Origin of the sequence: Methyloceanibacter superfactus (genome assembly GCF_001723305.1) — a bacterium.
In the GTDB taxonomy this organism is placed as follows: domain Bacteria; phylum Pseudomonadota; class Alphaproteobacteria; order Rhizobiales; family Methyloligellaceae; genus Methyloceanibacter; species Methyloceanibacter superfactus.
In genome coordinates, this window is the sequence record NZ_LPWF01000024.1 from 37,653 (window position 1) to 61,331 (window position 23,679).

Consider the following 23,679-nt stretch of genomic DNA (forward strand, 5'->3'; position numbering starts at 1 on the left):
TTAGAAGTAGCGCATGCTGGACGGCCAATTGGTCTGGGGAAACCGCCGTTGAAGCTCCAGGATCTCGGCACTGCCGCCAAACGGCATCGACGGCTGCTTGGCGTAGTTCGGATAGGTGGGATAACGCGGCGGCGAGAGCTGCTGGCTGTTATAGACGCGGCGGGATTTCTTGTACCGGTACCCCACGTCTGGACGCGGAGACCTTTCGTTTCAACGCCCGGGCTCATGAGGCCGGACGTCGGAAGCGGGGCGGCTCCGGCGGGCGCCGAAACGGCAAAAAGGCCAAAACTAAGGGCAATCGCGCTGGCCGCGAGGACGATGCGGGGCACTTTGTGGGTCGTTTGAGCAGTCAATTTGAGGGGGTCAGACATCGTTGAGGGCTCCTATTTGCTGACCCTCCCCCGGCGAGGACTCATGTGGGGGGAGGAACATCCGAGCGCAACCCCGCTCCATCGACAAACGAACCCATGCGGCTCTCGCCGGTGCCCCTGGCGACCGCGGGACAAAGGAACGCAGGCGCTCGTGCTTGACCCTCTCACCGCAAGTCTCTAACCGGGCGGCATGACCCTGACACCGACCGAGACCCCGCCGCCCGTTCCCGTCGTCGATTCCATCAAGGAGATCGGCTCCCGCTATCGCGCCTGGCTCGTCGACATTTGGGGCGTGATGCACAATGGCGGCGCCGCGTTCCCCGGAGCCGGACTCGCTACGAGCGCTTTTCGCGCGTCCGGCGCATCGGTCGTGCTGCTGTCGAACTCGCCGCGGCCGAGCCCGAAGGTGCAAGAGCAGCTACGCTCGCTCGGTGTGCCCGACGATGCCTATGACACCACGATCACCTCCGCGATCTCACCGCCAGCGGGCAAGCATCAAGGCGCGCGCGTCTTCCATCTCGGCCCCGAGCGCGACCGGCCGGTCTTCGCCGGACTCGACGTTACGCTGTCGGACTGGACCGATGCCGATCTGGTGGTGTGCACAGGGCTGTTCGACGACGACGTCGAGACGCCGGACGATTACGCTGAGCTGTTGGCGAACATGGCCGCGCGCAAGCTGACGATGATCTGCGCCAACCCCGATCACATGGTCGAGCGCGGCAACAAGCTGATCTATTGCGCCGGCGCGCTCGCCGCCGCTTATGAGGTGCAAGGCGGCACGGTGATCTATGCGGGCAAGCCCTACGCGCCCGTCTACAATCTCGCGCTCGAGACCATCGCCGGTATCGCCGGCGGGGCGGTTTCCAAGGATCAGGTTCTGGCCATCGGCGACGGCGCAACACCGACATCGCCGGCGCCGGCAATCTCGGCATCGATGCGGTGTTCGTGGCGAGCGCCCTGCACGCGCCGGGCGAAGGCGGCGTGATGCTCGATGCGCCCCATGTCGCCGAGCTCTTCGCGCACACCAAGCGGCGGCCGCTTGCCGCCACCCACGCGCTCAACTGGTAAGCCCTAGTTTTTCTTGGAAAACAGCGCGTCGATCCGCGCTTGATCGGGGCTCGCGCTAGGCCCCTCCAGGACGATGTCCGACCCGCGCCTGAGGGTCTTGGGCGCCACGGCCTCTTCGCCGGTGAGGCGGGTGGCGATGACGCGGTCCAGATTTTCGGTGATCTTGGTGACGCGCTGGCCGACCAGATCGTGGAAGCCGCAGGCCGTCATGATCGACATGATGGCGTCTTCGGCCTTCTTGGCTTCTTCCTTGTCGGCGAGAGCCAGCAGGCCTTCCGCCGAGTCGAGGATGCGCGCGGCGGCGTCCTCGGCGGTGCTGCGAATGGCGGCAAGCTCGCGCAGCGTGTTCAGGAGCAGCGTGATTTCCGCCGTCACCGAGTGGGTGTTGCAGCAGCACGCGCTATCGTCGTCGGGCTTGCGCCTTGCCTTTTTCCCCCCGACCTCGGTCATGAAAATCCCCCTGCTGAAATCGCTTCGAAAAAATCTCCGCAGGCTTAAGAGGCGTCGCCGAAAATGGCGTCGATCTTCGACTTAAGCGTTGCGGCGTTGAATGGCTTGACGATGTAGTTGTTCACGCCGGCCTTCTTGGCAGCTATCACGTTGTCGGTCTTGGACTCGGCGGTGACCATGATGAAGGGCGTGCGCGACAGACGGTCGTCGGCGCGAACCTCGCGCAGCAGCTCGTAGCCCGTCATCGGCTCCATGTTCCAATCGGAGATGATGAGTCCGTAGTCCTTCTCGCGCATCATGTTGAGCGCCGCGGTGCCGTCGCTGGCCTCGTCGACATTGGCGAAGCCGAGCTGCTTCAAGAGATTGCGAATGATCCGGATCATCGTCTTGTAGTCGTCGACGACAAGCACCGGCAAACTGGGGTCGAGAGCCATAACTTCCTCCACTCAACATGAGCCTTCGACTTTGGCGCTTGGACGCCGCCAAGTCTTTAAAGTTGCCGAAGGACACCATCCCACTCCGGCCTGTCCGGTTGGCGGGGCGAAAATCAGACCTTGAAGATTAAGGAATGGCCGTGAATGGAGGGTTAAGGGTTGCACCTCTACGGCTTGCGCCTCGCATGCCGGCAGGCCCAACCCTTATTGCAGTGCAGCAATGCCTTCGCTATTTTGCGCCCTCGCAGAACTTACATAATCAGGAAGCAGGGACAGCACATCATGAGTTTGGGTCACGGCTATTATTTGGAAGATCTTTCCCCCGGCATGGAGGCCAGTGTCTCCAAGACGATTACCGACGCGGACATCACGGCCTTTGCCGAGCTCTCGGGCGACGTCAATCCGGTCCATCTCGACGATGGCTTCGCCGCCGGCACCATCTTCAAGAAGCGGATCGCCCACGGCTTCCTGACCGGCGCCCTGTTCTCCACCGTGCTCGGCACCAAACTGCCCGGGCCGGGCTGCATCTATCTCGCGCAAGGCCTCAAATTCCGCGGCCCCGTTTATATCGGCGACGAGGTGGTGGCGACCTGTAAGATCACCGCCGTGGACGCCGAGAAGGGCCGGGTCACGCTCGCTTGCGACTGCTCGGTCAACGGCAAGACCGTGCTCGAGGGCGAGGCGCTGATGATGGTCGATCGTAAGCCGTAGTAGCGCGCAGGGCACGAAGGACAATCGATGGACATCGTCCGCTCCTGGCGGGACACGCCGCCCGCTCTCAAGGGCGCGGTGCTCGCCATCGGTAACTTCGACGGTGTCCATCGCGGTCATCAGGCGGTGCTCAACGAGGCGAAGCGCATCGCCGAAGCCGAGGGAAGGCCCGCCGGCGCCGTGGTGTTCGAGCCGCACCCGCGGGAGTTTTTCGCCCCCGATCAGCCGTTTTTCCGGCTGACGCCGCTACCGGTGAAGCTGGAACTGCTCGAAGCGCTCGGCCTCGATCAGACCTTCGTCATCACCTTCGACAAGGACCTGTCGTCCCTGTCGTCCGAGGCCTTCGCCACCGACGTGGTGGGCGGCAGCTTCGGCGCGAGCCACGTGGTGGTCGGCTATGATTTCACCTACGGCAAGGGACGCACCGGCTCGGTCGAGCAATTGACCGCGCTCGGCAAGACCCTGGGCTTCGGCGTAGACATCGTGTCGCCGGTCACCCTGGAGGGTGGCGTCACCTTCTCGTCGAGCACCATCCGCGATCATCTGCGCCGAGGCGAGGTGCGGGAGGCCGCCGAGCAGCTCGGCTATTGGTGGCGGGCTCGTGGCGAGGTGAAAAAGGGCGCCGGCCGTGGCAAGGGGCTCGGCTTCCCGACCCTCAACTACAAGCTCGCGCCGGGCCAGGACGTCAGCCACGGCATCTACGCCATGCGCGTCCACCACGCGGGCGAGCGCCATCACGCCGCCGGCTATGTGGGCCCGCGACCAACCTTCGGCCCGGGCGAGCCTATGCTGGAGGCGTATCTCCTCGACTTCTCCGGCGACCTCTACGGCGAGCAGGTCGAGGTCGAGTTCATCGATTTCATCCGTCCGGACCACACCTTTGAGACTCCGGAGGCTCTGGCGGCGCAGATGGAAACGGACTGCGAGCGGGCGCGCGCCGTGTTACGGGCCGTCGACGCCGACGATCCGATGCGGCGCTTTACCCTCGGCGCGGCGCTGGCCGACCGGGCACTGGATTGTGGCAAGGCCGGTTGCTAGAACGCCTCACGTCGATTCGAGACCCGGGGCGAGAACCAAGGACCATGGTGAAAAAATCCAAGAGCGGCAGGCCGGTCGCCAAGACGTCGGCTAAGCGCAAGACGTCGGCCAAGCGGAAGGCTCCGGCCAAGAAGACTGCCGCCAAGGCCAAGACCGCGGCCAAGCGCAAGCTTGCCGCCAAGCCGGTGGCGAAGAAAAAGACCACCGCCAAGCGTCAGGTCACAGCCAAGACTGCCGCCAAACGGAAGCCGGCCGTCAAATCCAAGGTCGCGCGGAAGACGGTCACGCCCAAGAAGGCAGCGCCGAAGAAGGGCCTCGCCAAGAAGGAGCTGCGCCGAAAAGGGTCAGCCCCAAGAAGGCGGCTCCGAAGAAGGCGGCTCCGAAGCGGACAGCGCCGAAGCGGGGCACCACGCAGAGTAAGACGGCGAAACCCAAGAAGGTCGCCGCCAAGAAGGTTACCGCCAAAAAATCGGTGACGGCCAAGCGGGCAGCACCTAAGACGGCGGCGCCGAAGAGGGGCGGCAAGACGGCAGCGCCAAAGCGCGCCGCACCGAAGCGCAAGACGTCGGCGCCCACGCTGAAGCCCACTCCCACGCCGAAGGTTGAGGCAGCGCCGAAGGTCGCGGCCGCGCCGCAGCCGGTTGCCGCCACGCCGCCCGCCCCATCGCCCAAGGACGAGACGGGCCGCGACTGGAGCGAGACGCTGTTCTTGCCCAAGACCGACTTCCCCATGAAGGCGGGGCTGCCGCAGCGCGAGCCGGAGCTGCTGAAGCGCTGGGCCGAGATGCGCCTCTACGACCGCATGCGCGAGGAAGCCATGGGCCGGACCAAATTCGTCCTCCATGACGGGCCGCCTTACGCCAACGGTCATATCCATAACGGCACCGCGCTCAACAAGATCCTCAAGGACGTGGTCACGCGCTCCCGCGCCATGATGGGCAAGGACGCCAACTACGTGCCCGGCTGGGACTGCCATGGCCTGCCCATCGAGTGGAAGGTCGAAGAGGAGAACTATCGCGCCAAGGGCCGCGCCAAACCCGATCTGAGCGACACCGCCGCGCTCATCGCCTTCCGCCGCGAATGCCGCGACGAGGCCGCCAAGTGGCTCGACATCCAGCGCGAGGAGTTCAAGCGGCTCGGCGTCGAGGGCGACTGGGACCATCCCTACACCACGATGAGTTTCGAGGCGGAGGCGACCATCGCCCGCGAGCTCATGAAGTTTGCCATGAACGGCCTGCTCTATCGCGGCTCGAAGCCGGTGATGTGGTCCGTCGTCGAGCGCACCGCACTCGCCGAGGCCGAGGTCGAGTATCGGGAGATTGAGAGCCCGGCGATCTACGTGAAATTCCCCGTGATGTTCGGAAGTCCCGAGAACCCGGACCCGCAAGCCCTGCTGCATGCTTCCGTTGTCATTTGGACGACGACGCCGTGGACCATTCCCGGCAACCGGGCCATCAGCTATTCGCCATCAATCGACTACGGCCTTTACGAGATTACTCAAGCGCCGGAAGACAATTGGGCCAAGACGGGCGAGCGGCTAATCCTCGCCGATGCGCTGGCTGAGACCGTGAAGGCCGCCGCGCGCATCGACGGCTGGTCGCGCCTTGGCGATGTTACCAGCGAGATGCTGCGCCAATCCATGTGCGCCCATCCGTTGCGCGGCGAGACCGACTATCGCTTCATGGTGCCACTTCTGCCCGGCGATCACGTCACCGAGGAGACTGGCACCGGATTCGTACACACCGCGCCGGGCCATGGCGCCGACGACTTCGAGGTGTGGACCGCGAACGACCGCCTGCTGCGCGAGCGCCAGATCGATCCGGAAATTCCCTTCACCGTCGACGAGGCCGGCTTCTTCACCAAGGACGCGCCGATGTTCGAGGGCAAGCGCGTGGTCGACGACAAGGGCAAGTCCGGCGACGCCAACGAGGCGGTGATCAAGGCGCTTGTCGAGGCGAAGGCGCTGCTCGCGCGCACCCGCTACAAACACGACTATCCCCATTCCTGGCGCTCCAAGAAGCCGGTCATCTTCCGCGCCACGCCGCAATGGTTCATTGCCATGGACCGCGACTTCGATGGCGCCGGCAGCTTGCGCGACCGGGCGTTGGAGTCCATCGCCGGCACGCAGTTCGTCCCGGCCCGCGGCAAGAAGCGCATCACGGGCATGGTCGACACGCGCCCCGACTGGGTGGTGTCCCGTCAGCGCGCCTGGGGCGTGCCCATCACCGTGTTCGTGCATAAGGAGACCGACGAGGTCATTCCGCGACAGGACTTCAGTGGCTCCGCGGAACTGATCGACCGAATCGTGATGGCGTTCGAGTCCGAGGGCGCCGACGTCTGGTTCAAGGACGATGCGCGCGAACGTTTTCTCAGCGGTCTCGTGGACAACCCGGACGATTGGGAGAAGGTCGGCGACATTCTCGACGTCTGGTTCGATTCAGGCTGTACCCACGCCTTCGTGCTGGAGAAGCGCGCGGACCTCAAGTGGCCGGCGGACCTCTATCTCGAAGGCTCCGATCAGCATCGCGGCTGGTTCCAGTCCTCTCTGCTCGAGGCGTGTGGGACGCGCGCGCGCGCCTTCGACGCGATCGTGACCCATGGCTTCGTCATGGACGAGCAAGGCCGCAACAAGATGTCGAAGTCGCTCGGCAATGTGGTGGCGCCACAAGACGTCATCCGCCAGTCTGGCGCCGAGATCCTGCGCATTTGGGCCATGAGTTCCGATTACTCCGAGGACATTCGCTTCGGTCCGGAGATCGTCAAGGCCAATGTCGATTCCTACCGCCGCCTGCGCAACACGCTGCGCTTCCTGCTCGGCAATCTCGCCCATTACCGCGACGATTTCACCGTGCCGTATCAGGAAATGCCCGAGCTCGAGCGCTACATGCTGGTCCGCCTCGCCGAGCTCGATACATTGGTGCGCGAGAGTTACGCCTCCTACGACTTCAAGCGCGGCTTCCATGCGCTGTTGAATTTCTGCGTCAACGATCTGTCTGCCTTCTATTTGGATGTCCGCAAAGACGCACTCTATTGCGATGCTTATGACAGCAAAGTCCGGCGTGCGGCGCTAACCGTGCTCGACCGCTATTTTGCGGCGCTGACCGCGTGGCTCGCGCCCATGCTGTGTTTCACCATGGAGGAGGCCTGGCTCAACCGTTTCCCCGACGACAAGGGCTCGGTGCATCTGCGGTCCTTCCCCGACATGCCGGGCGAATGGCGCGACGCGGCGCTGGCCGAGAAATGGCGAAAAGTGCGGACCGTGCGCCGCGTGGTCACCGGCGCGCTCGAGATCGAGCGCAAAGAAGGCCGCATCGGCTCGAGCCTGGAAGCCGCGCCCAAGGTCTATGTCTCCGATCACGATCTGCGCGAAAGCCTGCGTGGCGTCGATCTCGCCGAGATCGCCATCACCAGCGGCGCTGTGTTGATCCCGGAGGAGGGGCCGCGCGATGCCTTCCGTCTGGAAGACGTGCCGGACGTCGCCGTGGTCTTTGCCCGCGCCGCCGGCACGAAATGCGCGCGCTCGTGGAAGATCCTGCCCGAGGTGGGCTCCGATCCCGAGTTCCCTGAATTGTCGCCGCGTGACGCGGCCGCGGTCCGGCAATTCGACGCCCGCCGCGCCGGCGGAGCGGCTTAGCCATGCTGCGGCACTGGCTCTGGGGACCCCATTCGCCGCTCGGGCTCCTCGTCGCCCTCCTCACGGCCGCGGTGGATCAGGGCAACAAGCTGTGGATGCTGAATGTCTACGACATCGGCGCCAAGGGCACGGTCACCGTCACCCCGTTTTTCGACCTTGTCCTATTGTGGAACAAGGGCGTCAGCTACGGACTCCTGGCCCAAGACAGCCCGTATGGACGTTGGGGCCTGATCTTGTTCGCCTTTTTCGCCAGCCTGGCGCTCACGGTGTGGCTGGCGCGGGTGACCACGCGGCTCACCGCGGTCGCTATCGGCCTCATTATCGGCGGCGCCATCGGCAATGCCATCGACCGGATCGCTTATGGCGCGGTGGCGGATTTCTACTCCTTCCACGCCTTCGGCTTCCAATGGTACGTCTTCAATATCGCCGACGTGGCCATAGTTGCCGGTGTGATCGGTCTTCTATATGACTCATTAATCGGGGGTCACAAAAAGGCCGGAAATCTCTCCAAAATGTAAATCAAATCCGACATTTGGCGGATTCTTGAGGGGGAGTCTTGGGGCACTTCATCGCCAGACAGGCTGATCGGGTCATGCGGCTCGCGGGCGTCGTCGCCTGCGTTGCGGCTCTTGGCGGCTGTGGTGGCGTCGAGCTTCAGGGCAAGGTCTTCGATTATATGGGCGTCTCCGGCGACCGCCAGCAGCCCGATGTACGCATGAGCGAGCGCCCGCCGCTGCTCATTCCGCCGAACACCAAGGCATTGCCCCAGCCTGGCACGGGTTCCACCGCCACCGCGCGCGCCGACTGGCCGGACGATCCGGAGAAGGTGCGCACGCGGGTCGCCAACGAGCAGAAGGCCAAGCAGGCCAAGATCGAGGCCGCGGCCGATCCCACCAATCCCTATGCGGGCAAGCCGAACCTCTTCGACAAGCTCCTGAGCCGCGACAAGACGGTGGAAGAGCCGATCTCCGACGTGCCGGAGCCCGATGCGTCGGACCGTGTCCCGGATGGAAACACCGCGGTCGCTCAGAAGCCATACGAGGCTCCCAAGGCGATCACGCCCCACCAGACCCAGGAACCGCTGCCGACGAGGCCCGTGCAGCCCGCTACACCCGGCAGTTATGGCGGCATGTCGAACCCAGAGGGCAACAACGCCAACTGGTAACGGGTCGCGCAAATGCGCCACTGGCCGCGTATTTGCATCAAATTTATCTTGAAACCCCGGCTTCGAGGGCTGACATGGGGGACATGGCTCGGCGGATCTTAACCTTGCGCTCCCGCCGATCACCCTTTGCCGCTTCTTAACCTCGGGCCCTGCTCAATGGTGGAATGGATGCTAGATCAGCTTGCGGCCACGCCAGACCTGAGAACGGGTTTGATCGTTGCCGGTTTGACCCTCGCCTCGATGGCCGTCGCAGCCGTCACCGCTGAGGCGGCACCGCCGGTGCGCCAGTTCACCCTCGCCAACGGCTTGCAGGTCGTGGTCATCCCCGATCATCGCGCCCCGGTCGTGACCCAGATGGTTTGGTACAAGGTTGGCGCGGGCGACGAGCCGCCGGGCGCCTCCGGCATCGCCCATTTCCTCGAACATCTGATGTTCAAGGGCACCGACAAGATCCCCACCGGCACCTTCTCCAAGATCATCGCCAAGAATGGCGGCGAGGATAACGCCTTCACCAATCACGACGTGACCGCCTATTTCCAGCGCGTGGCCAAGGATCGCCTAGCCACGGTGATGGAGATGGAAGCGGACCGCATGGTCAATCTGCGCCTGACCGAGGAGGATGTGACCACCGAGCGCAACGTCATCCTCGAGGAGCGGCGCTCCCGCGTCGACAACGATCCCGGCAGCATCCTGCAAGAGCAGATGATGGCCGCGCTCTACCGCAATCATCCATACGGCATCCCCATCATCGGCTGGGAGCATGAGATCGAGGCCCTCGACCGCAAGGACGCGCTCACCTTCTACCGCCGCTTCTACGCCCCCCAGAACGCCATCCTGATCGTCGCCGGCGACGTCGAGCCCGACGAGGTGAAGACGCTGGCCGAGAACACGTTCGGCAAGATCGCCAGGACCGGCGAGGCGAACCCGCGCGTCCGACCCAAGGAGCCCGAGCATGACGGGCTGATCAAGGTCACCCTGGAGGATCCGCGCGCCGGCCGCACCACCGTGCAGCGCTATTACATCGTTCCGAGCTATGCCTCCGCCGAGCCGGGCGAGGCCGAAGCGCTCGATCTGCTGGCGCGCATCGCCGCCCACGGCACGGTCGGCCGCATCTATAAGCGTCTCGTGGTGGAGCAGAAGGCGGCGGCGAGCGCCGGCGGCTGGTACACCGACTCCGGTCTCGATTCCGGCCGGTTCGGCTTTTACGCCATCGCCGGCGAGGCCCATTCCGCCGAGGACATCGAGGCTGCCATCGACGGCGTCGTCGAGGAGCTCCGCTCAGGCGGCGTCACCCAAGCCGAGCTCGACCGGGCGCGGGCCGCTCAGATCGCCGACTTCGTCTATACCTCGGATTCGATTTCCCGCATGGCGCGGCAATATGGCTGGCGGCTTGCCGCCGGCATGACCGTCGCCGACGTGGAACAGTGGCCCGACCGGTTGAAGAAAGTCACCGTCGAAGATATTCAAGCCGTGGCCCGCAAATATCTGATCAACGAGACTGCGGTCACGGGGATCCTCACGCCGGAGCCCGAATATACGAGCAGCATCGGCGAGAAGCCTGCCGCGGCGGCAGGGAACGGCAAGTCGTAGCGCGGATGTCTGTTCGCGCGCCTCTTTCCGCCCTCGTGCTAAGGCTTGGCGCCTCGCTGGCGGCGCTTGCATTGTTGGCTGTACCCGCAGCGGCTCAAGGGAGCGGCATGATTATTCAAGAAGTGACGAGCCCCGGCGGCATCAAGGCATGGTTGGTGGAGAGCCACGCAAATCCCCTCATCGCCATCCGCTTCGCCTTCCGTGGCGGCGCGTCCCAGGACGCCCCGCGCAAGGAAGGCGTCGCCTATTTCGTGACGGCCATGATGGACGAGGGGGCGGGCGATCTCGACGCCACCGCCTTCCAGGAGCGCGAGCAGGAGCTCGCCATGCGCATGGACATCGATGCCGGCCGTGACGTCATGCTCGGCACGGTCCAGACGTTGACCGAGAACAAGGACGAGGTCTTCGAGCTGGTGCGGCTCGTGCTGTCGCAGCCGCGCTTTGACGAAGACGCCATGGAGCGCGTGCGCGCGCAGATTCTCGCCGGGCTCAAATTCGATGAGAACGATCCCGAGACCGTGGCCTCGCTGGCTTGGGACAAGCTGGCCTTCCGCGACCATCCCTACGGGCGCCGGAAGGCACCTCCGCCTTCGATGGCCGCCATCACGCGCGACGATCTCCGCGATTACGTGAAGCGCGTGTTCGCACGCGACAAGCTCTCGATCTCGGTGGTCGGCGACATCGACGCCGAGGCGCTCGGCAAGGCGCTCGATACGATGTTTGGCGATTTGCCGGAACACTCCGACCTCGTGACCGTGGCCGAGGCGAAGCTGCCGACCGGCCCCACCCGCGAGGTCATCGTCATGGACGTGCCCCAGTCGGTCGCCCAGTTCGGCCATACCGGCATCGGCCGCCAGGATGACGATTTCATTCCGGCTTATGTGCTCAACTACATCATCGGCGGCGGCGGTTTCTCCTCGCGCTTGATGGAAGAGGTGCGCGAGAAGCGCGGTCTGGCCTACTCGGTCTATTCCAACCTCTATCCCTATCAGCACGCGGCGGTTTTCATCGGCCATGTGGCCACCAAGAACGAGGCGGTGGGCCAGTCGCTCGCGGTGATCGAGGAAGAGCTGCAGCGGCTTGCCGAGCAGGGCCCGAGCGCCGAGGAGCTGGAGAGCGCCAAGGCCTATCTCACCGGCGCCTATGCCTTGCGCTTCGAGTCGTCGTCCAGCATCGCCAGCCAGCTCTTGTGGATCCAGATCGAGGATCTCGGCATCGACTATGTCACCAGACGCAACGAGCTGGTCGAGGCGGTGACGCTCGACGACATCAAGCGGGTGGCCAAGCGCATGCTGGCGGGCGACAGCCTCATCACCACCATCGTCGGCAAGCCGGTCGAGCCGGCGGACGTGACCTCGGTCGGCGCCCCCGGCTAGGCCGGCATCTGAGACGCCCATTCGCCCCCATCGCCCCTAGAATCGGCTAGAGTGCGGACCCCGCCGGTATTCCGCCGCGCGCGCGAGGCATGCGATGGCCATTCGTCAGCTGCCGCCGAACCTCATAAATCGCATTGCCGCGGGTGAGGTCGTCGAGCGGCCTGCAAGCGTCGTCAAGGAGTTGGTGGAGAACGCCATCGACGCCGGGGCGCGCCGTATCGACGTCACCGCCACCGGTGGGGGCCTCCAGCTCATCCGCGTCGCCGACGATGGCGCCGGCATGGGCCCCGACGATCTGGCGCTCGCGGTCGAGCGCCACGCCACCTCCAAGCTGAACGGCGACGATCTCTCCCACATTCTGACGCTCGGCTTTCGCGGCGAGGCGCTGCCGTCGATCGGCGCGGTCGCCAGATTGTCCATCACCAGCCGCGCCCAAGGCGCCAAGGAGGCCGCCACCATCACCGTGGACGGCGGGCGCAAGGCGCCGTTGAAGCCGGCCGCGCGGTCCTCCGGCACCGAGGTCGAAGTGCGCGACCTGTTCTACGCCACGCCCGCCCGGCTGAAATTCATGAAGTCCGAGCGCGCCGAGGCGGCGGCCATTGCCGACACTATGAAACGGCTGGCCCTCGCCCATCCGGACATCGCCTTCGCACTGTCTAATGGCGAGCGCACCACGCTGCGCCTCGAGGCCTGCCCGCCCGGGCTGATGGATCATGCGCTGGCGCGCATGGGGCGCATCCTCGGGTCCGATTTCGTCGACGACGCGCTGCCCGTCTCGGCGGTGCGCGGCACGATGAGCGTCGAGGGCTTTGCCGGCCTCCCCACGCTCCATCGGCCGAACGGGATGCAGGCCTATCTCGTGGTCAATGGCCGGCCGGTGCGCGACAAGCTGATCGCGGGCACCGTGCGCGCCGCCTATGGCGACCTCGTGCCCAGGGGACGCTATCCCATGCTGGCGCTGTTTCTGACCGTGCCGCCCGAGGAGGTGGACGTGAACGTCCATCCCGCCAAGACGGAACTGCGATTCCGCGATCCCAACGCCGTGCGCTCGCTCCTGATCGGGGCGTTGCGCGAGGCGCTGGGCGCCGCCGGCCACCGCGCCACGGCGAGCCTGTCCCAATCGGCGCTCGAGCGCATGGTGCGCCCGTCCGCGCCGCACGCCTATGCCGGCCCGCAAGCCTATCAGAGCCGCCCGAGCCCGCGCACATTCGGGCTGGCGGAGCGCGGCCAGGCGCCGCTCACGCCCGTCTCGATGCCCAGCGGCGATACGCGCGGCAGCACCATCTCCGACGACGAGACCGGGACCGACTACCCGCTCGGCGCCGCCCGCGCGCAAGTGCAGGACACCTTCATCATCGCCGAGACGGATGACGCGCTCGTCATCGTCGATCAACACGCCGCCCATGAGCGCCTGGTTTATGAGCGCCTCAAGCGGAGTTACGGCAATGGCGGCATCGCCCGGCAGATGCTGCTCATCCCCGAAGTGTCGGAATTCGACGGCGAGGCGGCAGCCGCATTGGTGGCCGCGTCAGATGCCTTGGAACGCCTGGGGCTCGTGGTCGAGGCGTTCGGCCCCGAGGCCATCGTCGTGCGCGAAGTGCCGGGCCTGCTCGGCAATTGCGATGTGAAAGGTCTATTGTCGGACTTGGCGGCGGCGCTCGCCGAGGCGGACGACGGGGAAGGGAGCGGTCTCCTGGCGGACCGGCTCGATCATGTGCTCTCCACCATGGCCTGCCACGGCAGCGTCCGGGCGGGGCGGCGCCTTTCACCCGAGGAGATGAACGCGCTCCTCCGCGACATGGAGAGGACGCCCTTCTCGGGCCAGTGCAATCATGGCCGTCCCACCTATATCGAGCTCAAGCTCACGGACATCGAGAAGCTGTTCTCGCGCCGCTAGAGCTCGACGCGCTCGGTGCCTGGTGATCGGTGACGCAGGCCGCCAGCGCGGCGATGGCGTCGCGCGTATCGGTCAGCTCGAAGGTGAATTCGGTGCCGTCGGCGACGATCCTGAGCAGCTTGCCGTGGCGCAGCGCCTCGACCATCGGGTCGGAGTTTTCGAGCGGGATGAGGATGCCGTGCTCGTCGACCACCTTGGCCACGGCGGCGATGGGGTTTTCCTGGTCGATGATGAGGAGCACCGCCTTGCGGCTGCCGACCTCGAGAGTCTTGGTCTCGTCGGCGATGACGATGCCCCAGTCGAAATCCTTGCTGATGACGAAGCCGAGCAGGACGCCCCGCTTCGATTCCGCCGTCATGGTGCAGTCGGAGAACTGGCCGTCCGAGTCGTAATTGGCGTCGCCCTGCCAGACGCCCGAGGTAAAGCGATCCTCGACGATGTCCGTCGCTGCGGCGGCCGCCAGAATCAAAGGCGCAAAAAGCAACGCGCGTAAAATCATCAGCCTCCCCACTCCTGCGCCTTGTTGTATTTAAACATATTTCTTGGGCCGGTGGGGCGATGGGCCGGATTCTAGTCCCCTGATTTGGCGATGCCGATCTCCGTGGTGCCGTAGCGCCGCCGGTCGATCTCCACGAAGGGCTGCGGCCACGGCACGGCGACGCCGGCGCGGTCCTCGATGACGGCGATGGCCTCGTCTTTCACCCAGCCCCCGTCGATTGCCGAGGCCAGCGCCCGCTCTCCGAGACTTTGCGCGTATGGCGGGTCGCAGAAGACGAGATCGAAGGGCGCCAGCGTGCCGGCGGGCCCGAGGCTCGTCGCGTCCCGCCGCCAGATCTTGGTGACGCCGGTGAGGCCCAAGGCCTCCACGTTGCGGCGGATGGCGGCCCGGGCGGCGGCTCCCTCCTCGATGAAGAGGCAGAACCGTGCCCCGCGCGACAGTGCCTCGAGCCCGAGCGCGCCGGAGCCGGCGAACAGGTCAAGCACGCGCGAGCCCTCGAAGTCGACGGCCGGTGCGCCATGCTCCAGGACGTTGAACAGAGCCTGGCGCACCCGGTCCGAGGTGGGCCTGGTGGCGAGCCCCTCCGGCGCCTCGATCTTGGCGCCTTTGAATTTGCCGGTGATGATCCTCATCGCCGGCGCGTCGCTTGCCGGTCGAGATGCCCACGGCGCAGGCCGAATTCCGCGGCGAGCTTTTCGCCGAGCTGGTCGACGATCACTTTCGGCTTCACCTCTTCCACCATGCCCGCCGCCAGATCACCGAGCGCGAACGGCCCGAAGGAGATGCGGATCAGCCGGTTCACGGTGAGCCCGAGATGCTCGGCGATGCGCTTCACCTCGCGATTCTTGCCCTCGCGAAGCCCCAGCATCAGCCACTGATTGGTACCTTGCTGCCGCTCGAGCGTGGCTTCGACCGGGCCGTAATTCACCCCGTCGATGGTGACGCCCTGTTTCAGGCCGTCGAGCGCCTCTTGCGTCACCCGGCCATGTACGCGCACTCGGTAGCGCCGCACCCAGCCGGTGCTCGGCAGCTCCAGATGCCGCGCCAGGGCGCCGTCGGTGGTGAGCAGCAGAAGCCCCTCGGTATTGATGTCGAGCCGGCCGACCGACACCACGCGTGGCAGCTTGGCCGGTAGCGCCTCGAACACGGTCTTGCGACCGAGCGGGTCCTTATGGCTGGTGACGAGGCCTTTCGGCTTGTTGTAGCGCCACAGCCGCGCCGGTTCCGCTTGGGGCAGGGGCTGACCGTCCACGGTGACAGTATCGGCGGGGCCCACCACATGGGCGGGCGCTTGAGCACCGTGCCGTTGACGGCGACCCGCCCCGCCTCGATCCATTTCTCCGCGTCGCGGCGCGAGCAGAGCCCGGCATGGGCCATGGCCTTGGCGATGCGCATGGGCTCGGGCGCGCGGATTGGCTCCGGCGCGCGCTTCGGCCCGGGCCCGCGTTTGGGCTCGGGCGCACGTTTGGGCGCACCCCCCTTTTTCGGAGCCGCTTGACCCCGGCTTCGCTTCTCGCCCAGTTTGTCCGCCATGACGGCGAGATATGCAGATGCAGGGGGTTCAGACAAGAGCTCCCTGGATAAGAGTCCCATGGAGCTGGCGCTCGCGGAGGCCGAGGCCGCGCGCGACCGCGGCGAGGTGCCCATCGGCGCCGCGGTCGTGAGCGCAAGCGGGGCGGTGCTGGCCCGAGCCGGCAACCGCACGCTCGAATTGCGCGATCCCACGGCCCATGCGGAGCTATTGGCGATCCGCGGGGCTTGCGCCGAGCTTGGCAGCGAGCGGCTCGTCGACTGCGATCTCTATGTCACGCTCGAGCCCTGCGCCATGTGCGCCGCGGCGATCTCCTTCGCCCGCATCCGGCGGCTCTATTTCGGCGCGGCGGACGAGAAGGGCGGCGCCGTGGAGCATGGCCCGCGCTTCTTCCAGCAGGCCACCTGCCACCACGCGCCGGACGTCTATGGCGGCATCGGCGAGGCCAAGGCCGCTAGCTTGCTCAAGGGCTTCTTCGCAGCCCGGCGCTAGAAGCGCGAGCTTAGTTCTGCAGGTTCAGGTTCCACTTGCCCGGCGTGTACCAGAGGCAGCCGTTGAGCTGCTCGGACCACAGGCATTTCTGGCCGGGGCGGGGGCCGGGGAGCGTGCCGTTCCGCTTATGGGTGAGGAGGGACTCCTCCCAGCGCTGACCGACGCTTTCGGCGGCAAGAGCGGCGGTCATCGACAGGACGAGGAAGCTTAGGCCGATTATCAGGGGGCGCATATCAGTCTCCATGGGGTGAGACCAAATCATCCCTGCGTCGGCCTAATATTGAGTTGAGTAAACCAGTGAACAAGCCGTGAGTAACGTCTTGCTATACTTGCAACACCCGAGCAACCGTTAGAATAAAATTTGAGAGAAATGCCGCCGGACTAGGGCTCAGAGCGCCAGGGCAAACGGCTAGCCATGTCCGCTTGGTCATGGCCAAGCACACGCCACAGCAAAAGCGGCGGTCGCGGGCAACCGAATGTCGTGGAGAAAGAGGAAGACGAAGCGAGTCTAGTAGTTCGACTCAGGCGTCCAGTAGCGCATGCTCGGGGGATAGTTGGCTTCCGGATACATGCGCTGGAGTGCCTGGATCTCGATATTGCCCTTCTCGTAGGGCACGAAGCCGAAATAATACTCCCGGCCGCGAGGCCCGACCCCGGTGGCGTAGGGATAGCGCGGAGTGCGGCCGCGCTGGAAAATCTTAGTCTGCTCCACCTGCGAAGCATGGCCTTGCGGCGGGGCGACGACGCCCGGCGCGGCGCGAACCGGGCCGGCCCAGGTCAGGAGCCAAATGTAGAAGAGAATCGCGGCGACCCCCATCAACCCACACAGGGTTTTCTTGGATACGGGGAGGTCGTGCGTCATTTGATTCTCCAAACAGGCGCCATATGACTTGCAGATGGTGACGCCATCGTGAATTCGCAACGCTTCACCACCAGAAAACGGCAAAAACGCGTCGAAGTCGCTCACTTTGCCGGAGGCAAGTGAATCTCTTGCTAATAGGCATGTCATCTTGAGGGCGGCGGCGTGCCCTTAGCGCTTGATCGCCCGCCAGCCGATGTCGCGGCGGCAGAAGCCGCCTGGCCAGCCGATCTTGTCGACCGCCGCATAAGCCCGGGCTTTCGCGGCGGCGATATCCGCCCCCCGCGCCGTCACCCCGAGCACGCGCCCGCCGGTGGCGAGGACCCGGTCTCCGTCGCGCTTGGTGCCGGCATGGAAGATCTCCACGTCCGGATCGGCGGCGGCCTCGGTGAGCCCCTTGATCTCGGTGCCCTTCTGGTAGTCGCCGGGATAACCCTTCGCAGCCATGACCACGCACAGCGCCGCCGCGTCGTGCCAGTCGAGCGTGACGCCATGAAGTTTGCCTTGCGCGGTGGCGAGGAGCGCCGGCAGCAGGTCCGACTTGAGGCGCATGACGAGCGCCTGCGTCTCCGGATCGCCGAAGCGCACATTATATTCGATGAGCTTGGGCGCCCCGTCCTGGATCATCAGCCCGGCATAGAGCACGCCTTTGAAGGGCGTGCCCCGCGCTTTCATGGCCGCGACGGTGGGCGAGATGATCTCGTCCATGACGCGCTTGCAGAGTGTCTCGTCCATGATCGGCGCCGGCGAATAGGCGCCCATGCCGCCGGTATTGGGGCCCGTGTCGCCGTCATGCACGCGCTTGTGGTCTTGTGCCGTGGCGAGCGGCAGAGCGCTCTCGCCGTCCACCAGGACGAAGAAGCTCGCCTCCTCGCCGCTGAGATGCTCCTCCACCACGACCTCGGCGCCTGCTTCCCCAAAGGCGCCGGTGAAACAGGCATCGATGGCCGAATAGGCCTCGAAATGCGAATTGGCGATCACCACGCCCTTGCCGGCGGCCGAGCCGTCCGCCTTGATCACCACGGGCAGCGGTTGCGCGGCCACATGGGACTTGGCGGGCGCGGCTTCCTTGAAGCGGCCGTAAGCCGCGGTCGGGATGCCGTATTCGGCGCAAAGATCCTTGGTGTATCCCTTGGAGCCTTCGAGCTGCGCCGCCGCCTGCGACGGTCCGAACACGGCAATGCCATGGGCTTCGAGATCGTCGGCAAGACCGGCGACGAGCGGCGCCTCGGGTCCGATCACGACCAGGCCGATAGCCTTGTCGCGGCAGAATTGCGCCACCGCGTCATGGTCGGCCACGTCGAGCGAAACGCAGTCGGCGACCTCGGCAATGCCGGCATTCCCCGGCGCGCAATAGAGCGCCTCGAGCAGGGGACTTTGCTTGAGCTTCCAGGCGAGCGCATGCTCGCGTCCGCCGCCGCCGATCAGAAGCACATTCACCGCGCTCTACGCTCCGCTGTTCGCTGCCCTTGTCCGCCTTCCGAAGGGCCTATATGCCCTACGAAAGAAGATGCGGGCGCTCTTAGCACGAGACGGCGCGTCCGCGAAAATGAGATGACGTGAGAAATGGCCAGCCGCATCCCTAAAGAGACCCAGACGAATCTCATCGAGTACACCGTTTCCGAGCTCGCCTTCGCGCTCAAACGGACGGTGGAGGACGCCTATGGCTCGTGCGGCTGCGTGGCGAGGTCTCCGGCTATCGCGGACCCCACGCCTCAGGCCATTGCTATTTCACCATCAAGGACGAGAAGGCCTGCATCGAGGCGGTCGTCTGGCGCTCGACCTTCGCCCGGCTGAAGTTCAAGCCGGAAGAGGGGCTGGAGGTCATCGCCAAGGGCAAGATCACCACCTATCCAGACCGGTCCAAGTACCAGATCGTCATCGACGACATCGAGCCGGCGGGCGTCGGCGCCCTCATGGCTTTGCTCGAGCAGCGGAAGAAGCAGCTCGCCGCCGAAGGCCTGTTCGACGAGGCGCGCAAGCTGGCGCTGCCGTATCTGCCGCGCGTCATCGGCGTGGTGACTTCCCCCACGGGCGCGGTGATCCGCGATATCCTCCATCGCCTGGAGGATCGCTTTCCCACCCATGTTCTGGTCTGGCCGGTGCGCGTCCAGGGCGAGACTTGCGCGGCCGAAGTGGCGGCGGCCATTCACGGTTTCAACGCCGGCACGGTCTCGCGCATGCCGCGCCCGGATCTCATTATCGTCGCCCGCGGCGGCGGCAGCCTCGAGGATCTCTGGGGCTTCAACGAGGAGATCGTCGCCCGCGCCGTGGCCGCGAGCGCCATTCCGCTGATCTCGGCGGTCGGCCATGAGACCGACTGGACCATCATCGACCTCGTCGCCGACCACCGCGCGCCGACGCCGACCGCCGCCGCCGAGCGCGCGGTGCCGGTGCGCGCCGATCTGCTCATCGCGGTGCGGAGCTTCGGCCTGCGGGGCGCGAGCACGCTCAGGCGCGCCTTGGAGAATTTCCGCACCCGTTTCATCGGCTCCGCGCGGGGGCTGCCGCGCCGCGCCGACATTCTCGGTCTGCCGCGCCAGCGCCTCGATGCCGCGAGCCACAAATTGCCCCGCGCGCTCCTCGCCAACGCGGTGGCTCATCGCACAGGGCTCGACCGTGCCGGCTCGCGGCTGCGTCCCCATCTCGTGGCGCGGGCAGCCATCGCCGGCCGCGACAAGCTCATCCGCCTCGACCGCGCCAAGGCGCGCTCGCTCGCAAGCCTGATGGATCGCGCGCGCCGCCGTCTCGACGGGCAGGCGAAGCTGCTCTCCACGCTCGGCTATCACAATGTCCTGGCGCGCGGCTTCACCCTGGTGCGTGCCGCCGACGGCACCATGATCCGCTATGCGAGCGAGGTGCAACCGGGCGCCGCCCTGGACATCGAGTTCGCCGATGGCCATGTTGACGCCCATGCCGATCCGCGCGGGGGCAAGACGGAGAGCTCTTCGCAGAAGACAGATGCGGCTCCGGCGAAACAGGCGCGTAAGCCCGCTGACGGAAAGCAGGGAAGTCTTCTTTAGCGCGCTAGCAACCGATGGGCCGTGAGGCTATGGTGACGGACCACGAGAGAGTGCCACGGATTTGATGAACCGCTTCGAACGCAATCTCGGCTTCAAGGGCGAGGCCAAGCTCAAATATCTCGACGGGGAAGTCCAGGTCTGACGCCCGGCGACTTCGTGCGCTGTGCCGTCACCGGCAAGGCCATCCCGCTCGACGAGCTGCGCTATTGGAGCGTGGATCTGCAAGAGGCCTATGCCGACGCGGAAACCTCTCTCAAGCGCTTCCGCGATACCCGCGTCTAATCGCTAGATCATTGCGCGGAGAGGCGTCTGGCTTCTCCCGGCGCGAGGTCTGATGCCGGAACCTCGCCTTCCTTCGTCAACCTTGCTTCGACGTGATGGGGATGGAAGCGAAGATGCGTCGCCACCTCCTTGATCGCATCATGGGCCGTCGCGGTGTTGACCGCCCATTGCTCGCTTGCTTCCATTTCGTCCTCGTACCAAGTCGCCTTCACCAGCCAAATCGACATGCTTAGATCCTCTTAGAGTGTTTGGCGCGTTGCGTTGCCGCATCGCTCAGGAGCGCCGCGAGCCTGTCTGCATCTTCGAACGTGACGACGATGGGGAAGGGGCGCGAGCGGTTCTTGAGCTCGGTGACCGCGCTTTCCGGATCGTCGTCGGGCAAGCGCACCCAGTCCTTCTGCGTCGTCACCAGCATCGCGCTTTTCTCATCCGCTGCTTTGAGCAGGCGTTGCGCCTCGCGCTCCTTGAAGCGGTGATGGTCGGGGAATCCCTGGCTGTCGACGAGCCGCGCGCCGTTGCCGCGCAGCGTGGCGAAGAACTTGGTGGGCCGCGCGATGCCGGCGAAGCCGATTACCGGCAAGACTCCGAGCCAGCGGGCATCGCAATCGGGTGCGATCTTGGCCTTGAGCACGGGCTTGCCGGCGCGCTCGAAGGCCTCGACCAGCGACGCGGCCTTGTTGCCTTCGCCGATCACGGCCAGCGCATCGGCCCGGGCGAGCTGACCCGCGAGCGGCGCCCGCAACGGCCCGGCCGGGATGACACGCCTATTGCCGAGCCCGGAGGCCGCATCCACCACGATCAGTGAGAGATCCTTGGCCAGCGACGGATTCTGGAAGCCGTCATCCATGACGATGATATCGGCGCCGCTTGCCTCGATGGCCTTGGCGCCGGCGACACGGTCGGCCGCGACGAAAGTGGGCGCCACTTCGGCGAGCAGCAGCGGCTCGTCGCCGACCTCATCCGCCGCCTGACCTTCGACGCGCACGACGCCCCTGGCCGCGCCGCCATAGCCGCGGGTGAGGAAAGCCGGTGTCCTGCCCGCCGCTTTCAGGGCCGTGGCCGATGGCGATGGGGTCGGCGTCTTGCCGCCCCCGCCGGCGGTGAAATTGCCGACGCAGATCACCGGCAGCGTCGAGCGGTAGGCCGGGTCCTTGCTCATGCGCGAGTGCGCGATGCGCCCATAGAGCGCCGCGACAGGGGCGAGCACCGAGGCCAGCAGCCCGTGCTTGCGATACCACCAGGAAGGCGTGCCGACACCCATGGCGCTACGACGCTTTCGGGGGGAGATAGGTTTCGAACGCGGCAAGCGTGCGCGGCAGTGCGCCGCTCATGGCGGCGATCGCCGCCTCAGCGCGCACCATCATGGCACCGCGCGCGGCATCGTCTTGCAACAGCTCGAGCGCCACCGTGGCGAGGCTGCCCGCATCGCCGACTTCCTTGCAGCCGCCGGCTTTCAGCAGCTCCGCGTAGGAATCGCGGAAGTTCTGCCAGTTGGGGCCGGTGAGCACGGCGGCGCCGAGCTTGATGGCCTCCACCGGGTTCTGGCCGCCGCGCGCCACCATCGAGCCGCCGATCACCGCGACGGGGGCCAGCGCGTAGAACAGGCCGAGCTCGCCGATCGTGTCGGCCACATAGACGTCCGTGCCCGTCTCGGGCATGCCGCCGCCCGAGCGCAACATGGCCTTGAGGCCCGAGGCGCGAAGCAGCTCGACAATATCCGGCCCACGGTCGGGATGACGCGGCACGATGATGGTGAGGAGATCGGGCAATGTCCGCTTCATCAGCGTGTGAGCGGCGGCGATGACCTCTTCCTCGCCCGGATGCGTGCTCGCCGCGAGCCACACCGGCCGGCCAGCCAGCGCCGCGGTGAGCTGCGCCTTGTCCTCCGCGTTGACCGGCGGCGGCGGCGCATCGGCCTTGAGATTGCCGGCGTTGCGGGAGTCCGTGACGCCGAGCTGCGCGAAGCGTTCGGCCAGGCTGTCATTCTGCGCCAGCACGAGATCGAACGCCGAGAACAGCGGTCGGCTGATGCCCGGACGCCGCCGCCACGCCTTGAACGACGACATCGACATGCGGCCGTTGATGAGGAGAAGGGGAATCTTCTCCGCCTTCGTCTCCAGCACGAGATTGGGCCAGATCTCCGACTCCACCAAGACGGCGAGTTCCGGGCGCCAATGGGCGAGGAAGCGGCGGATATAGCTCTGCCGATCAAGCGGCACGAATTGATGGATTGCCCCCTTGGGCAGCCGCTCGCGGGCGAGCCGCGCCGAAGTGACCGTCGCCGTGGTGAGGAGAAGGCGGATGTCCGGCCGCTCGCGCGCGATCGCGTCGATCACCGGCAGCGCGGCATTCACCTCGCCGACGCTCGCCGCGTGGAACCAGGCGAGGAAGCCTGACGGTCGCGGCGCGCTGGCCCGGCCGTAACGTTCGGCGTGCCGGTCGGGCTCCTCCTTGCCGCGCCGCGTGCGCCAAGCGAGGATCGCGGGAGCGACCGGTGCGGCAAGCTTCGTTGCTAGACGATAGGTCTTGAGCGACAGGCCGGGCTTCGTCCGCGCCTCCTTGCTGAGCGGGTCGGTCGCGCCGGCGAGCGCGTAGGCCCGTGCCGTCACCTCGGCCAGCGCCCGCTCGATTGCGGCGCGTCCCGTTTCGATCTCCGCCTCGCCGAGCGCCGCCACATGCACGGGATCGCCGATGACGATGGCAAGCGTCGAGAACGGCAGGTTGATGGTGAAGGCGCTCCAGGTGGGCAGCTTGAGGAAGCGGCTTGTGGCGATGGCGAACGGCACCACGGGCCGGCCCGACTTGGCCGCCAGCGTGGCGATGCCTTCACCGGCCCGGCGCGCGGTCCCGGCGGCACGTCCGCCGTCATGGCCACGGTGCGCCCGCGTCCGAGTGCCCGGAGCGACTCGCGCATCGCCGTGGCCCCGCCGCGGTCCTTGCGTCGCGCTCCGCGCCCGCGCCCCTGATCAGCTCCATGCCGAACCGCTTCAGCACCGCGGCGAGCATCATGGCGTCGCCGTGGCGCGAGACCATGGCCTTCACGTTGGCCGGCCGTTTGGGCTTCAAATTGGGCAAGAGCAGAAACTGGCCATGCCACAGGGCGAGCACTTGCGGATGCTGGTCGAACAGCTTGGCGTCGGTATCGGCCGGGTCCCGCTTGATCGTACTCGTGGCGTAGATGAGGCGGATATAGCTGGCGGCAATCGCGCTCACCATGTCGATGGCGGGCTTTGACGCTAGCAGCCGTTTCAACATCCCC

Annotated in this window: 25 protein-coding genes and 3 pseudogenes; 14 read left to right on the forward strand and 14 right to left on the reverse strand. The window is 66.1% G+C overall.

What is annotated here, in order from left to right; translation table 11 throughout:
• Window positions 1-186 (reverse strand): hypothetical protein, encoded by a 186-nt coding sequence (locus AUC69_RS07530; protein ID WP_069441610.1) that lies wholly within the window; start codon window positions 184-186, stop codon window positions 1-3.
• Between the two features lie 375 nt (window positions 187-561).
• Between AUC69_RS07530 and AUC69_RS07535 the strand changes: the two genes are divergently transcribed.
• Both AUC69_RS07535 and AUC69_RS18995 read left to right on the forward strand, forming a co-directional pair.
• Window positions 562-1,356 carry a TIGR01459 family HAD-type hydrolase gene (locus AUC69_RS07535; RefSeq protein WP_069441611.1) on the forward strand — a complete coding sequence of 265 codons (795 nt, stop codon included), beginning with the start codon at window positions 562-564 and terminating at the stop codon, window positions 1,354-1,356.
• Entirely contained in the window at window positions 1,317-1,439 is a 123-nt protein-coding gene (locus AUC69_RS18995; RefSeq protein WP_280136629.1) for a hypothetical protein, read from the forward strand. The genes AUC69_RS07535 and AUC69_RS18995 overlap by 40 nt, the downstream gene beginning before the upstream one ends.
• Window positions 1,440-1,442: 3 nt before the next feature.
• Here AUC69_RS18995 and AUC69_RS07540 read toward each other — a convergent pair whose 3' ends face one another.
• Both AUC69_RS07540 and AUC69_RS07545 read right to left on the reverse strand, forming a co-directional pair.
• Window positions 1,443-1,889, reverse strand: a complete 447-nt coding sequence (locus AUC69_RS07540; RefSeq protein ID WP_069441612.1) for a hypothetical protein — start codon at window positions 1,887-1,889, stop codon at window positions 1,443-1,445.
• Window positions 1,890-1,933: 44 nt separating this feature from the next.
• Window positions 1,934-2,323: a response regulator gene (locus AUC69_RS07545; protein WP_069441613.1), complete on the reverse strand. Its 390-nt coding sequence runs from the start codon at window positions 2,321-2,323 to the stop codon at window positions 1,934-1,936.
• Between the two features lie 282 nt (window positions 2,324-2,605).
• Between AUC69_RS07545 and AUC69_RS07550 the strand changes: the two genes are divergently transcribed.
• From AUC69_RS07550 to mutL, 9 genes are all read left to right on the forward strand, one after another.
• Window positions 2,606-3,034: a MaoC family dehydratase gene (locus tag AUC69_RS07550; protein ID WP_069441614.1), complete on the forward strand. Its 429-nt coding sequence runs from the start codon at window positions 2,606-2,608 to the stop codon at window positions 3,032-3,034.
• 27 nt (window positions 3,035-3,061) lie between these two features.
• Window positions 3,062-4,072: a bifunctional riboflavin kinase/FAD synthetase gene (locus AUC69_RS07555; protein ID WP_069441615.1), complete on the forward strand. Its 1,011-nt coding sequence runs from the start codon at window positions 3,062-3,064 to the stop codon at window positions 4,070-4,072.
• A gap of 44 nt (window positions 4,073-4,116) precedes the next feature.
• Complete coding sequence (locus AUC69_RS07560) at window positions 4,117-4,548, forward strand: hypothetical protein (RefSeq protein WP_069441616.1); 432 nt, start codon at window positions 4,117-4,119, stop codon at window positions 4,546-4,548.
• Complete coding sequence (gene ileS / locus AUC69_RS07565) at window positions 4,545-7,706, forward strand: isoleucine--tRNA ligase (protein ID WP_425283514.1); 3,162 nt, start codon at window positions 4,545-4,547, stop codon at window positions 7,704-7,706. The genes AUC69_RS07560 and ileS overlap by 4 nt, the downstream gene beginning before the upstream one ends.
• A 2-nt stretch (window positions 7,707-7,708) precedes the next feature.
• Window positions 7,709-8,224, forward strand: coding sequence for a signal peptidase II (lspA, locus tag AUC69_RS07570; protein ID WP_069441617.1), 516 nt, complete (start codon window positions 7,709-7,711; stop codon window positions 8,222-8,224).
• Window positions 8,225-8,262: 38 nt separating this feature from the next.
• A complete protein-coding gene (locus tag AUC69_RS07575) occupies window positions 8,263-8,871 on the forward strand; it encodes a hypothetical protein (RefSeq protein ID WP_141700656.1) in 609 nt (202 codons plus the stop codon).
• 168 nt (window positions 8,872-9,039) lie between these two features.
• The gene (locus AUC69_RS07580) at window positions 9,040-10,461 is read left to right on the forward strand and encodes a M16 family metallopeptidase (RefSeq protein WP_069441675.1); all 1,422 of its coding nucleotides are present in this window, start codon (window positions 9,040-9,042) and stop codon (window positions 10,459-10,461) included.
• A 107-nt stretch (window positions 10,462-10,568) separates the two neighbouring features.
• Window positions 10,569-11,837: a M16 family metallopeptidase gene (locus AUC69_RS07585; protein WP_244500155.1), complete on the forward strand. Its 1,269-nt coding sequence runs from the start codon at window positions 10,569-10,571 to the stop codon at window positions 11,835-11,837.
• 94 nt (window positions 11,838-11,931) lie between these two features.
• A complete protein-coding gene (gene mutL, locus AUC69_RS07590) occupies window positions 11,932-13,734 on the forward strand; it encodes a DNA mismatch repair endonuclease MutL (protein WP_069441620.1) in 1,803 nt (600 codons plus the stop codon).
• On the opposite strand, the gene AUC69_RS07595 is transcribed toward mutL, so the two are convergent.
• From AUC69_RS07595 to AUC69_RS07605, 3 genes and pseudogenes are all read right to left on the reverse strand, one after another.
• On the reverse strand, window positions 13,700-14,233 hold the full coding sequence (locus AUC69_RS07595) for a hypothetical protein (RefSeq protein WP_141700657.1): 534 nt from the start codon (window positions 14,231-14,233) through the stop codon (window positions 13,700-13,702). The genes mutL and AUC69_RS07595 overlap by 35 nt on opposite strands.
• 71 nt (window positions 14,234-14,304) lie before the next feature.
• Window positions 14,305-14,865: a 16S rRNA (guanine(966)-N(2))-methyltransferase RsmD gene (rsmD, locus tag AUC69_RS07600; RefSeq protein ID WP_069441622.1), complete on the reverse strand. Its 561-nt coding sequence runs from the start codon at window positions 14,863-14,865 to the stop codon at window positions 14,305-14,307.
• A 38-nt stretch (window positions 14,866-14,903) separates the two neighbouring features.
• A pseudogene (locus AUC69_RS07605) lies at window positions 14,904-15,766 on the reverse strand (pseudouridine synthase); the annotation flags it as partial.
• A gap of 58 nt (window positions 15,767-15,824) precedes the next feature.
• Here AUC69_RS07605 and AUC69_RS07615 point away from each other — a divergent pair.
• A complete protein-coding gene (locus AUC69_RS07615; protein ID WP_069441625.1) occupies window positions 15,825-16,256 on the forward strand; it encodes a nucleoside deaminase in 432 nt (143 codons plus the stop codon).
• Between the two features lie 10 nt (window positions 16,257-16,266).
• Here AUC69_RS07615 and AUC69_RS07620 read toward each other — a convergent pair whose 3' ends face one another.
• From AUC69_RS07620 to purD, 3 genes are all read right to left on the reverse strand, one after another.
• Window positions 16,267-16,488, reverse strand: coding sequence for a hypothetical protein (locus AUC69_RS07620; RefSeq protein WP_141700658.1), 222 nt, complete (start codon window positions 16,486-16,488; stop codon window positions 16,267-16,269).
• A gap of 276 nt (window positions 16,489-16,764) precedes the next feature.
• Window positions 16,765-17,118 (reverse strand): hypothetical protein, encoded by a 354-nt coding sequence (locus AUC69_RS07625; RefSeq protein ID WP_141700659.1) that lies wholly within the window; start codon window positions 17,116-17,118, stop codon window positions 16,765-16,767.
• Between the two features lie 168 nt (window positions 17,119-17,286).
• The gene (gene purD / locus AUC69_RS07630) at window positions 17,287-18,555 is read right to left on the reverse strand and encodes a phosphoribosylamine--glycine ligase (RefSeq protein ID WP_069441628.1); all 1,269 of its coding nucleotides are present in this window, start codon (window positions 18,553-18,555) and stop codon (window positions 17,287-17,289) included.
• 126 nt (window positions 18,556-18,681) lie between these two features.
• On the opposite strand from purD, the pseudogene xseA reads away from it, so the two are divergent.
• Together xseA and AUC69_RS07640 are read left to right on the forward strand one after the other, a co-directional pair.
• Window positions 18,682-20,138: pseudogene (gene xseA, locus AUC69_RS07635) on the forward strand (exodeoxyribonuclease VII large subunit).
• A gap of 64 nt (window positions 20,139-20,202) precedes the next feature.
• A pseudogene (locus tag AUC69_RS07640) lies at window positions 20,203-20,420 on the forward strand (DUF2093 domain-containing protein).
• Between the two features lie 8 nt (window positions 20,421-20,428).
• On the opposite strand, the gene AUC69_RS07645 reads toward AUC69_RS07640, so the two are convergent.
• From AUC69_RS07645 to AUC69_RS07660, 5 genes are read right to left on the reverse strand one after another with little or no spacing between them, the layout of a single operon-like run.
• On the reverse strand, window positions 20,429-20,647 hold the full coding sequence (locus AUC69_RS07645; protein ID WP_069441629.1) for a hypothetical protein: 219 nt from the start codon (window positions 20,645-20,647) through the stop codon (window positions 20,429-20,431).
• Between the two features lie 2 nt (window positions 20,648-20,649).
• A complete protein-coding gene (lpxK, locus tag AUC69_RS07650; RefSeq protein WP_069441630.1) occupies window positions 20,650-21,681 on the reverse strand; it encodes a tetraacyldisaccharide 4'-kinase in 1,032 nt (343 codons plus the stop codon).
• Between the two features lie 4 nt (window positions 21,682-21,685).
• On the reverse strand, window positions 21,686-23,101 hold the full coding sequence (locus AUC69_RS07655) for a 3-deoxy-D-manno-octulosonic acid transferase (protein ID WP_244500159.1): 1,416 nt from the start codon (window positions 23,099-23,101) through the stop codon (window positions 21,686-21,688).
• On the reverse strand, window positions 23,026-23,334 hold the full coding sequence (locus AUC69_RS17765) for a hypothetical protein (protein ID WP_193427411.1): 309 nt from the start codon (window positions 23,332-23,334) through the stop codon (window positions 23,026-23,028). The genes AUC69_RS07655 and AUC69_RS17765 overlap by 76 nt, the downstream gene beginning before the upstream one ends.
• Window positions 23,286-23,675 carry a DUF374 domain-containing protein gene (locus tag AUC69_RS07660; protein ID WP_069441631.1) on the reverse strand — a complete coding sequence of 130 codons (390 nt, stop codon included), beginning with the start codon at window positions 23,673-23,675 and terminating at the stop codon, window positions 23,286-23,288. The genes AUC69_RS17765 and AUC69_RS07660 overlap by 49 nt, the downstream gene beginning before the upstream one ends.
• Between the last annotated feature and the right edge of the window lie 4 nt (window positions 23,676-23,679).